Below are 12,184 nucleotides of genomic sequence, written 5' to 3' on the forward strand. Positions count from 1 at the left end.
TATGGAAAAGATCAAAATCGATCTGGACGTATTGCTGCCTGAAATTCCTGATGAACGGGATGCCTGCGTGCAGCGGATCATCGATGTTATGCAGCGTCATAAAGGGATAGAAAAAGCGCATATCATCCCCGCTGATAATAAAAACGCCGCCCGGCTGTGTTTCCATTATCAGCCGGACGAGATCAGCCTCGGCCAGATAGAGGGTCTCGCGCGGGAAGCGGGTGCGGCCATAACCGGGAAATACGGGCACCTGATCGTGGAGGTCGGTTCCATCCGTGAAATGATGGAAGCATCCGTCGTGGAAGCACAACTGAAAAAAGTGCGGGGCGTAATAGCCGCTTCGGTTTCAGCGACCGGCAACATCCGGCTGGAATTCGACAAAACCATCATCAATAAAGAAGCTTTGCTGCAAGCGGTCAGGAAGGAAGGATTGAAACCGGTCTCCGCCCGGCAGACAGATCACGGCCATGAGGGGCATGATCACAGCCACGAAGAAGATGATGGTCATGATCATTCCCATGGTGAAGAAACGCCGGCCTGGAAAGCCTGGTTGCCCGCGATCATCAGTTTTGTGATGCTCATGGCCGGCATCCTGGCGGACAATTTCATCCAGCCTTCGTTCTTTAAAGGATGGGGCAGGATAATATGGTACGGCATCGCCTACCTGCCCGTGGGCTGGCCGGTGGCAAGCAAGGGCGTCCGCCTGCTGCTGAAGGGCGACCTGTTCACGGAATTTGTGTTGATGACCATTGCCACGCTCGGCGCTTTCTACATCGGTGAATATCCGGAGGGCGTGGCCGTGATGCTGTTCTACACCGTCGGCGAACTGTTCCAGGATGCCGCCGTTTCCCGCGCCCGGCGCAGCATCAAGGCATTGCTGGATATCCGCCCGGATACGGCGATGGTGCTCGTGAACGGGGCCTACAGGGAAATGAAACCCACCGACGTGAAAGTGGGTGATACGATAGAGGTCAAAGTAGGAGAGAAGGTGCCGCTGGACGGCGTAGTGATCAATAACGGCAGCTCGTTCAACACCGCGGCGCTGACCGGCGAAAGCAAACCTTCCGCATTTGAAAAAGGCGACACGGTGCTGGCCGGCATGATCAACCAGGAAAAAGTGGTGGAACTGCAAGTGACCAAACTGTTTAACGACAGCTCCCTGGCCCGCATCCTCACAATGGTGCAGGAAGCCACAACGCGCAAAGCCAAAACGGAACAGTTCATCCGCCGGTTCGCAAGGATCTATACGCCGGTGGTGGTATTCCTCGCCATCGGTATCGCGCTCTTGCCCTACTTCTTCGTTGATCCATATGTTTTTAACGACTGGTTGTACCGGTCATTGATCTTCCTCGTAATATCCTGCCCCTGCGCACTGGTCATCTCCATACCGCTCGGTTATTTCGGCGGCATTGGCGCGGCGTCCCGGAAGGGTATCCTGTTCAAAGGATCCAATTACCTCGATCTGATCACAAGAGTGAACCAGGTGGTGATGGACAAAACCGGCACGCTCACCAAAGGCGTGTTCCGCGTGCAGGAAGTAAGGAGTTTCGATCTGCGGCAGGAAGACTGGCTCCCGCTGGCCGCCGCGCTGGAAAGTAAATCCACGCATCCCATTGCTACGGCGGTAGTGGAGTTCGCGAAACAGTCTGCGGATGGAGTTACAGTAGACGGATTGCAGGAAATCAGCGGCCACGGCCTGAAAGGGAATATCTCCGGCAAAACGGTGCTCGCCGGCAATGCAAAGCTGCTGAAAAGAGAGCGCATCCCTGTACCGGCAGAAGTGGAAAGCATTACGGATACGATCGTAGTAGTGGGGGTTGATGGAAAATTCGCCGGGTATGTGACGATTGCGGACGAGATCAAGGAAGACGCGAAAGACGCCGTAGACGCCCTCCATGCTATGAATATCCAGACCACGATGCTGAGCGGCGACAAACAATCCGTGGTCAACAGCGTGGCTGGTATATTGAAGATCGACCATGCCTACGGCGACCTTCTTCCGGAAAACAAGGTGGAGAAAGTGGAACAGATCAAAAAAACGCCGGACGCCGTCATCGCTTTTGTAGGGGACGGCATCAACGATGCGCCCGTACTGGCTCTCAGCGACGTGGGCATCGCCATGGGCGGCCTCGGCAGCGACGCCGCCATTGAAACAGCCGATGTAGTGATCCAGACCGATCAGCCCTCGCGCATCGCCACCGCAATCAAAATCGGCAAGGCCACCCGGCGCATTGTATGGCAGAACATCGGCCTCGCTTTTGGTGTGAAAGCGATCGTGCTGGTGCTGGGCGCGGGGGGACTGGCTACTATGTGGGAAGCGGTGTTTGCGGACGTAGGAGTGGCATTGCTGGCTATTGTGAATGCGATCCGGATACAGCGGATGAAGTTTTGAGATATTTTGTATCAGGTCGGTGCAATTGGAAAAAAGCCCCCGGTGTGTTACTTTTATAACATTCTTTTGAACACTCCCTGGAAAAATATCGCTGAAGGTCAAAGAGACGCTTACTCGAAAGTCTACCTGCTGCTGTACACACGGTTCTATAACTATGGATTGAAGTTTACGCCGGACGAAACAGTGGTGGAGGATGCTATCCAGGAAGTGCTGTTATCGATCTGGGTAGACCGCCGGCAACTTACCGGCATCGCCAACCCCGAAGCATATTTCTTCTCTTCATTCCGCAATAATCTGTTCCGGAAACTCAAGGCGCTCTCCAAACAGCTCCCGGCTGAGATGATAGAACCCGAGCCTGAATTCGCCCGCGACGCCATCCTCATCGACCAGGAAATCCATCACGAACTGCGTGCGCGCCTGCAAAAGGCGCTGGACTCCCTGACGGCGCGCCAGCGGGAAGCTATTTTTCTCCGTTTTTATGAGGGCCTTTCCTACGAAGATGTGGCGGAGGCCCTGGGCATCACCACCAAAGCGACCTATAAAATTGTAGCCAGGGCCTTGCTGGAGCTGAAGGGAAACATGTCCCTGCCGCTTACAGTACTGCTGGCGCTTTTACGGCATGCCCATTGACCCCTTTTCCCTATCCGAAAAAAAAAGTTTCCGTTGCCTGGGGTAAAAACCGGCAACCTTTACTCATTATAATACACGGCCATGCAGAACCAGGAAAAATACAGTGATTATTCGGTGCGCGACTTTATCTGCGACGAATCTTTTCAGGATTGGGTACTTCGTCCGGATACCCCGGATGCAGCTGCCTGGCAAACCTGGTTGCAGGCGAATCCGGGTAAAAGAACAGTAGTGGAAGAAGCGCGGAAAGTACTGGAGAGCCTGACTTTCCGGGTAGACAGGCCCGCAGCGGGAAGAGCGCAAGCCTCCCTGGAGAAGACCTGGCAGATGATTGATACACCCGGGCGGCGCGGCATCCTCCGGCGGATGAACCGGGTATGGCGCATGGCGGCCATGTGGATCATATTGATAGGCGCCGGCATATTCGTGTGGCTGTGGATCAGTAACCGCACGGTGCCGGTACTGGTGACCACGGCTTCCGGCCAGCTGGACAGCGTTTTGCTGCCTGACCGGTCGATGGTGGTATTGAATGCCCTATCCACTATCCGGTACCAGCAAAAGTGGGAGCGGGACGCGCCAAGGGAAGTGTGGCTGGAAGGGGAAGCGTTGTTTTCCGTGCAGCACCTGGATGAAGGGGATGACGTAGCGCCGCATGAACGGTTCCTCGTGCATGTGGGGCATACCACCGTGGAAGTGCTCGGCACCCGGTTCAACATCCGGCAACGCCGGGAAAAGATCGAAGTGGCCCTTTTATCCGGCGCGGTGCTCGTCCGTTTTAATAACAAGGCAAGGTCAGACATCCGGATGGAACCGGGAGATCTCGTAGTGATAGATACATCGTACAGGGATATCACCAAAATCAGTACAAACACGGAGAACTATTCGGCCTGGACCCGGAAACGGCTAGTGCTGACAAATCCGACGCTGCAGGAAATCGCGCATTATCTCGAAGACGTATATGGAAAACGAATTGTGCTGGATGATCCGGACCTGGCCGGCCGGAAAGTGGAAGGGCCTATATTGCTGGATTCCATCGATGACGCGCTGTTCGTCATATCAACCGTTTTAGACGTAACGATCATTAAAGAAAACGATACAATAACTATCAAACCACGTTGATTTATTTAAAGGACCACGTTTATTTTTCTTAACTAAAATCATGGCGTATGAACAGGAAACTGATACAGGTTTTCCTCATCTCCCTATTGCTTGGAGGCTTCTCTGCTTTGCAGTTCAGCGCATCCGCGCAGGTGCCGGCGAAAAAACAGCCGGTGGCAACCGCATTGAAACAGGTGACAAATGTTTTTGGAACACAGCTCGTATACGACCCGTCGATCATGGAGGGCAAGACCACTTCCTATGATGTTGACAATATCCGGGGGAAGCAGGTGGAAGAGGTGCTGAAAGGCATTCTCTATCCGCATGACCTGGTGTTCCTGTATGTGAAAGCGAATTACTACACCATCGTTCCGAAAGACCGCATCGGTGAACTTGTTCCGCAGAAGAAAACGGAAGATACAACAGTGCCGCCTACGCTTCCGAAGGCGGATCGCACAGTGATCACCGGCAAAGTGACCGACGAAAATGATGCGCCGCTTCCCGGCGCTACGATAGCGGTGAAAGGCACCAGCACCGGCACGCAAACCGGACCGGAAGGCCAGTTCACCATCAACGCGCCGGCGGCAGGTGCGGTACTGGTCGTTACCTTTATAGGGTATGCGGACCAGGAGATCCCCGCAGACGGCCGCAGCGTGATCAATGTAAAGCTGCAGGAAAAATCCAATGCGCTGGAGCAGGTGGTGGTAGTGGGATATGGCTCGCAGCGGAAAAGCGATGTCACCGGCGCCGTGACCAGCGCCAACCTGGAAGATTTCCGCAATGCGCCGAATACCAATATCGTGCAATCGCTGCAAGGCACCGTACCCGGACTGAACATCGGCCAGGTGACCAGCGCCGGCTCAACGCCCTCCATCAACATCCGCGGCGCCAACACCATTTCCGGCAACAGCAACGTATTGATCGTGCTGGACGGGATTCAGTACAACGGCTCCCTCGAATCCATCAACCCGGATGATATCGCTTCCATTGATGTATTGAAAGATGCCAGCTCCACGGCGGTGTACGGCGCGCAGGCCGCCAACGGCGTACTGTTGATCACCACCCGGAAAGGCAAGAGCGGACAAAAGCCGAGGTTCTCGTTCTCCTCATCCTATTCCACCCAAACGCCTACCGTAAAGCTGCGCCCGCTGAAGTACGATGGCTATCTTGATCATGTGCGGCAGCTCCATTACAATGAAGCATACCTCGCGCCGGATTATACAACGCCTAACCCGGATTTTGATATGGCGGGCAAAATGGATGAAACGATGAAGGATGCGGACGGGAATATTGTGACGAGGGAATTTGACTGGTGGGACGAAGCTACCAATCCCGGTTTTATCAATGATAACCAGCTGAGCATTTCCGGCGGAAGCGAGCGGGTGAGCTACCTGTTCTCCGGCGGCTACACGAACCAGTCCGGTTTCATTATCAACGACAAGTTCAAACGCAAAAGCCTCCGCATCAACCTCGACATGCACGCCACTAAATGGTGGAAGATCGGCATTCAGTCCTTCGGCTCATTTGTGAACAAAGACGGCGCGGAGCCCGGCATGTCTTCCATCATCCAGCAATCGCCGCTGATCGAGCCTTACGATGAACAGGGAAAGCTGAAACCGTTCCCCTTCAATACCAATTACAGCAACCCGTTCATGACTTATGATGTGGACGATTACGAACGGCATAATTACTTCTTCGTAAATCTCTACTCCGATATGGAGATCCCCTTCATCAAAGGATTAACCTACCGCATCAATTTTGGTAACAACTACCGGATCAACCAGCATAATAAAGCCAGCATCTACGGCGCCGGCCTGGCCGGAAGTGCTTCCAAAGATGTGGAAAGCTACTACGATTATACGTTCGACAACATCCTCACCTATAAGCGCCGCTTCGCTGAACACGATGTCACTGCTACTTTCGTATACGGTGCAATCGAACGCAAGAACGATTATACATTGTCGGAAGCGAATGGTTTTTCCCGGTTGACGCTGGGCTACAACAGCCTGGAACAAGGCACTAACCAGTATGCCACCTCCAATGCATGGAGAGAAGCGCTGGAATACCAGATGGCGCGCATCAATTACGGCTACGCAGGAAAATACCTGTTTACCGCCACGCTTCGCCGTGACGGCTTCTCCGGCTTCGCCGCCAATCACAAGTACGGTTATTTTCCGTCCGTGGCCCTGGGATGGGTGTTGTCGAACGAATCCTTTTTCAAACCGTCATGGGTTGATTTTCTGAAGATAAGGGCCGGCTATGGTATCAGCGGCAACCAGACCTCCCGCTACAATTCACTCTCCCGCATCAACAGCCGCGCATCGTATGTATTTGGTGAGGGCGGCAGCACGTTGTTTGGCCAGCAGGTACAATCTCTCGCCAATGCGGACCTGAGCTGGGAAAAAACAGCAGGCTTGAACGTAGGGGCGGATTTTACTTTGCTCTCAGGCCGTTTGACCGGTTCGCTGGACTATTACAGCAACCATACGAAAGACCTGCTGTTCAGCGTCACCATTCCCGGCATTACCGGTTTTACCAGCATCAACAGCAATGTAGGCGAGTTGCAGAACAAAGGCATAGAACTCGTGCTGAATTCCCGCAACGTGGATACGCGGCAGTTCAAATGGAATACTACGCTGAGCTTCTCCCACAATAATAACAAGATCCTGACGCTGACAGGCATGGATGCGAACAAGGACGGAAAGGAAGATGATCTCATTTCCAGCGGTCTTTTCATCGGTCATTCCCTCAGCACCGAATTCGACTACCTCACCAACGGCATCTACCAGATCGGTGAAGATATTCCCGCGGGCTACTCTCCCGGCACTTACCGCATTGTGGATGTAGACGGAAGCGGTGGTATCACGGTGGCAGACAGGACCATCATCGGGAAGCGCGACCCGGCATACCGCGTCAGCCTCCTGAACACATTTGAATACAAGGGCTTTACCCTCAGCGTATTCCTCAACTCCATCCAGGGCGGAAAGAACGGCTATATCGGCGCCAACTCACCGGTGCGGGTGCGGGACGATAATGCCATCCGCTATAATTACCTCGATGGCATCGACTACTGGTCGCCCGTGAACCCGGACGGAAAATACCCGCAGTCCCTCGTGGCCGGCGCTATTTCTCCCAACGTGTTCCAGCAGCGGAGCTTCGTGCGGTTGCAGGATGTATCCCTTTCGTACCGCTTTGGCGGCAACTGGGTGAAGAGCCTGAACATTCAGAATCTGAATGTGTATGTGAGCGGGAAGAACCTGGCTACCTGGACGAAATGGGAAGGCTGGGACCCCGAAACCAACCAGGGGCTGACCAATAGTGGACGGCCTGTTATGAAAGGCTTCGCGGCCGGTGTAAATCTTACTTTCTAAAACCTGATCTCATTATGCGAAAGATATCCAATCTTGCATTATCGCTGGCGCTTTGCTGCCTGTGCTCATGTGGAAAAGACTTCCTCAATGAAAAGCCGCTTGACTTTCTAAGCTCGGAGAATGCATTTGTTACTTACAGTGACTTTAACGCATCGATATACAACCTGTACGACCTTGTAAGACGCGAGTTTTACAACAGCGGTGAACGCCGCCCCTTTGACTACATGTATGGTACGGACCTGGTGTACGACGGGCAGCCTTCCGTAGAACGGCATACCAATATGGCCGCCGCTTATGCGCCCACCGGCAACCTGGATATTCCGCTGAATCACTGGACGGCGCTGTACAAGATCGTGTCGGAAGCCAATACGGTGATCAGCCGCATACCCGGCTCTTCCATGACGGACGATGAAAAAACGCTCACGGAAGCAAGAGCGAAATTCTTCCGCGGGCTTGCCTACCGCACGCTGGTATACCTGTATGGCGGCGTACCCCTGACGCTGGAAGAAGTGACCGTGCCCAGAACCGACTACACCCGCGCTTCCCGGGAAGAAGTGCTGGCGCAGGTGATCGGCGACCTGAAATTTTCGGCGGAACACCTGCCGGCCATTACCGTGGTACAGGACGGCGAGATCAGCAACCTGGCCGCCCTTCACCTGTTGTCTGAAGTATACGTTGCGGCAAAACAATATAAAGATGCGGTAGACGCCGCCACCGCGGTGATCGGCAACTCCGCCGTGCACCTGATGCGGGACCGCTTCGGCGCTAAAGCCAACACCAATCCCGGTGATGTGTATTTCGACCTGTTCCAGCAGGGCAACCAGAACCGGAAGTCCGGCAACATGGAAGGCATCTGGGTGATACAGTTCGAAACGGATGTGTTGGGCGGCGGCTCTTTGTCCACCGGCACTTCCGGCTCCTACCAGCTGGAACGTAACTTCGCCCCGCAGTTCCTGAACCTCCGGGTAACCGGCGGTGGTTCTGTTTCTCCCATTCTGTACCCGGTGAGCGACCTCTCCGGCGGCAGGGGCATTGGCTGGGCCATTTCCAGCACCTATTTCAGCGACAGCATCTGGCAAAGCGATTTCAACAATGATATCCGCAACGCCAATCACAACTTCGTGCGCGATTTTGTTGCCACCAATCCCGCGTCGCCACTATACGGCCAGACGATCTCCACCAAAAATCCGCCGCCGGGCGTAACCGTGCCCAACAGGTACCTGTATGCTTTCCAGTCGAAAATAACAACGCCCGGAGATCATCCTGACAACCTGTTTTCCGATGCGTCCAGACTCCTGCTGAAATCCACCGCGGGCGGCACTTATGCGGACCAATACATGTTCCGCCTCGCGGAAACGTACCTGATTCGCGCGGAAGCCTACCTGGGCCTGAACGACCCGGGGAACGCCGCTAAAGATATCAATGCGGTCAGGGAAAGGGCGAATGCTTCGCTGGCAGATCCGGGAGATGTGACGATCGATTATATACTGGACGAGCGGATGCGCGAACTCGGTGTGGAAGAAAAAAGAAGATTGACGCTGATGCGGTTGGGTAAGTGGTATGAAAGAGTGAAACGTTGCAATCCTTATTACAGTGACGCCCTGCCCACTTATAACCTGTGGCCCATTCCGGCCGCCGAGATCGAAAGAAATGCAAATGGTCATCTTGAACAGAACCTGGGATATGATTGATATGTTGAGAAGAGCATGGACGTTTTTCCTTTTTCTCGGCCTGCTGTGGTGTAATGCTTCCTGCATGAAAGCCGCCGCTATAACGCTGCATGGAAATACGCCGATCTATACGTCGGCAAAACCCGGAGAGCCGCTGTATAAAGCCGTGCTGGCTTTACAGCGCGATATGGAGAAAATATTGGGAGGGCAGCATACGATCCGGCCCCTGACCGAAATGGACAGGGCCGGCATCGTTGTGCTCAATTCCCTGACAGATAGCCTGCTGGCGCCGCTTGCAGGATGGGAAGCGCACCGGCTGTACACCGCAACGGTGGCGCAACACCCGCAGGTGATCCTGCAAGGCGCGGATATGAGGGGAACCATTTATGCCATTTATACCTTTTCGGAAAGGGTGCTGGGCGTGCCGCCGCTGTGGTATTTTTCCGGATGGCAACCCGCAGCACGCAATGATATCCGCGTACCTGCTTCGTTCTCCGTCAATTGCCCTTCGCCTTCCGTGAAATACCGCGCCTGGTTTCCCAATGATACCGACTTGTTCGCGCCCTGGCGCAAAGCGTCCCGCGACAATTCCGAACTGTGGCTGGAAACAGCGCTGCGCCTGAAGCTGAATACCATCGAGTGGTTCGACGGCGAACGCGATTACGGCAAGCCCTACAGCATTTCCCCGACCACCCGCCTGATCAGCGATTATGGCCTGCTGAACACCACCCATCACCACAGTCCGCTGAACGCAACATTTTCAGGCTGGAATGACTACTGGCGCAAAACGCGGGATACCGTTCCACCGGAGCTGTCACTCGCCAACGAAAAATACCTGGAAGAATTCTGGCGCTATAATGTAGAATGCATCGTCCGGAACAAGATACCCATGCTGTGGGTGATCGGGTTCCGCGGAAACGGGGATCATCCGTTCTGGTTCACGTTCAATGACGCGCCGTCGTCCATGAAAGAGCGGGGAGCGGTCATCAGCCGCATGATGGCCCGGCAGCGGGAGATCGTGCTGGAAGTGACCGGCGATCCTGCCACACAGTTCCGCACCATCTTCTACGATGAGCTGTCCGACCTGCTGGCGGAAGGATACATTCATCCACCGGCGGATACTTCGTTTATCTGGACGTACGTTGCGGCAAGAAGAGATCATTATCCAAATGAAGATATCCGGCAGCTGGACAAAAGCCGGAATTTCCATCTCGGTTATTATTTTAACTACCAGTTCACCTCCACCGGCAGTCACCTGGCGGCAGGCGAGGGACCCTGGAAAATGGAGAAGAACTATCGGTATGTGGCCGGCAAAACCAACCGTCCGCTTGCGTTTTCAGTCGTGAATGCCGGTAACCTGCGCGAGTTCGTTATGGAGCTTTCCGCCAACGCCGCCATGATGTGGGATTTTTCATCCTACCGCTCCGATGCTTTCCTGGAAGATTTTTGCCGCCAGTATTTCGGTAAACGTCACGCTCCTAAAGCAGCCCGTTTGTACAAAGCTTACTATCACGCATACTGGAACCAACGCCGCCCGGAACTGGAAGGCTTTGACCGCCAGTTCGTGTTCCAGGACCTGCGTTACCGCCGTGCGATCTTTGAGCTGGCCAAAGCATTTAACAATGATTTCGATCCCAACCCGCTAACAGACATTCCTGCTGAACAGGTAAAAGGCCGGACTTACCGGATCATTCCCGAAGACAATAACGCCGCCACCCAGGTAGACGCCGTCATCACGGGCACTACAAAATCGGCAGCGGCATTCCGCGCGGTGGCAAATGCTGCGGATGTTTTATATAGACGGATGGACGCGGATAAAAGAATGTTCTTCAGCGATAATCTGCGGCAGCCTGCGCAGTACATGTACTATCTCAATGAAAGCCTTTTGCTGTTATGCAAGGCATACAAAAGTCATGACGCCGCGCTGGTGGAGCAATCTGTGGCGGCGTTGCAGCATGCTGAAAAGGCGCTGCATGTAACGGCGCACGGGCGGTTTTTGGATTGGTATGATGGGGACAGGGTGTTTGGGTTTAAGGGTTTGTATAAGGCGTTGGGAAGTATCAGAGCAGGAAAAACCCCATAAAGGAAATAAACAAACATAAGGAAGAAGTCACTTTGCAAAAGGGTGGCTTCTTTTTTTATTTGGAAATAATAACATCGCAAATGAGTTTTGGCGATGTTATCTGAATTTGCTAATATCGTTTTTCGTTGCCCCTTCCCGATATATAAATTATTGTTCTGGTTGCAATCGCTTCCGGATGACCTTATTGTTTGAATATCTCAATTATAACCCGACATTAATGAGTTATATCGATACACTTGCGTCATGGTTTACAGATCATAGACGTACGTTGCCGCAAAGGATGGCGGTGATACTGGTTATCTTATTGGCCGTTTATACAACGAATGATATTCTCGGTTTTTCTTATTACTACCGGATGAACAGAAAAGTAGAGTTACTGGATAGATTAACGAAGATCATTACAAACGAAAAAACTGATTCTGCCGGACGGGCAGAAGCCTTTTCCATGAGAAATAGAATTGCATTCAAAGAGCCTTCCTATTTCAATTTGTTCAGCTTTTTGGGGAGGTTGTTAGGAGGAGGGCCAAAATCGGCAAACAGTACGGCTACACCACCTATTATAACTAATACTACAAATATTGCGGCAAATGTTTCCATGAGAAATGAATTTTTATTTTTTATTGCTTCAAGCGGGCTTTTTGCAATTGTAGGAATAATTTTAATTCCGATGATCCTTCTTTCAAACAGGAGGGACACAATTCCACAAAGAGCCGCTACCGCTATCTTAATCACTTTAGCCTTTGCCTTTATTACCTTCTCGATGTACGCGCTGATGGACCTGATACCGAAGATCTTAAAAAACTGGGCCTACAACTATATGCTGAATGCCATTTTTCAAATTGGATCTATTGCTCTTATGATAATACTTGCAAAGCGAAGTAATAAATTTAAGACGATGTAAATGTATGCAAATATTCGTTACAACTTGTGTGATAATCGTACT

At 52.8% G+C, this 12,184-nt stretch carries 7 protein-coding genes; all 7 read left to right on the top strand.

Going from position 1 to position 12,184, the window contains the following annotated elements:
- Position 1: 1 nt before the first annotated feature.
- The 7 genes from CCY01nite_RS14440 to CCY01nite_RS14470 all read left to right on the top strand — a co-directional run bounded on the left by CCY01nite_RS14440 (position 2) and on the right by CCY01nite_RS14470 (position 12,142).
- A complete protein-coding gene (locus CCY01nite_RS14440) occupies positions 2 to 2,392 on the top strand; it encodes a heavy metal translocating P-type ATPase (RefSeq protein ID WP_246129941.1) in 2,391 nt (796 codons plus the stop codon).
- Between the two features lie 66 nt (positions 2,393 to 2,458).
- Complete coding sequence (locus CCY01nite_RS14445) at positions 2,459 to 3,022, top strand: RNA polymerase sigma factor (protein ID WP_186831058.1); 564 nt, start codon at positions 2,459 to 2,461, stop codon at positions 3,020 to 3,022.
- 81 nt (positions 3,023 to 3,103) lie between these two features.
- The gene (locus CCY01nite_RS14450) at positions 3,104 to 4,138 is read left to right on the top strand and encodes a FecR family protein (protein WP_146862900.1); all 1,035 of its coding nucleotides are present in this window, start codon (positions 3,104 to 3,106) and stop codon (positions 4,136 to 4,138) included.
- A 47-nt stretch (positions 4,139 to 4,185) separates the two neighbouring features.
- Positions 4,186 to 7,488 (top strand): SusC/RagA family TonB-linked outer membrane protein, encoded by a 3,303-nt coding sequence (locus CCY01nite_RS14455; RefSeq protein ID WP_222614387.1) that lies wholly within the window; start codon positions 4,186 to 4,188, stop codon positions 7,486 to 7,488.
- Positions 7,489 to 7,502: 14 nt separating this feature from the next.
- Entirely contained in the window at positions 7,503 to 9,179 is a 1,677-nt protein-coding gene (locus tag CCY01nite_RS14460; RefSeq protein WP_146862903.1) for a RagB/SusD family nutrient uptake outer membrane protein, read from the top strand.
- Position 9,180: 1 nt separating this feature from the next.
- Entirely contained in the window at positions 9,181 to 11,241 is a 2,061-nt protein-coding gene (locus tag CCY01nite_RS14465; RefSeq protein ID WP_186831059.1) for a glycosyl hydrolase 115 family protein, read from the top strand.
- A gap of 217 nt (positions 11,242 to 11,458) precedes the next feature.
- Positions 11,459 to 12,142 carry a hypothetical protein gene (locus CCY01nite_RS14470; protein ID WP_146862909.1) on the top strand — a complete coding sequence of 228 codons (684 nt, stop codon included), beginning with the start codon at positions 11,459 to 11,461 and terminating at the stop codon, positions 12,140 to 12,142.
- Positions 12,143 to 12,184: the final 42 nt, after the last annotated feature.

Origin of the sequence: Chitinophaga cymbidii, from assembly GCF_007992715.1 — a bacterium.
In the GTDB taxonomy this organism is placed as follows: domain Bacteria; phylum Bacteroidota; class Bacteroidia; order Chitinophagales; family Chitinophagaceae; genus Chitinophaga; species Chitinophaga cymbidii.

Coding starts and splice junctions, on each gene's coding strand:
- CCY01nite_RS14440 (WP_246129941.1), top strand. CDS start 2: ATGGAAAAGATCAAAATCGATCTGGACGTATTGCTGCCTGAAATTCCT.
- CCY01nite_RS14450 (WP_146862900.1), top strand. CDS start 3,104: ATGCAGAACCAGGAAAAATACAGTGATTATTCGGTGCGCGACTTTATC.
- CCY01nite_RS14455 (WP_222614387.1), top strand. CDS start 4,186: ATGAACAGGAAACTGATACAGGTTTTCCTCATCTCCCTATTGCTTGGA.
- CCY01nite_RS14460 (WP_146862903.1), top strand. CDS start 7,503: ATGCGAAAGATATCCAATCTTGCATTATCGCTGGCGCTTTGCTGCCTG.
- CCY01nite_RS14465 (WP_186831059.1), top strand. CDS start 9,181: ATGTTGAGAAGAGCATGGACGTTTTTCCTTTTTCTCGGCCTGCTGTGG.
- CCY01nite_RS14470 (WP_146862909.1), top strand. CDS start 11,459: ATGAGTTATATCGATACACTTGCGTCATGGTTTACAGATCATAGACGT.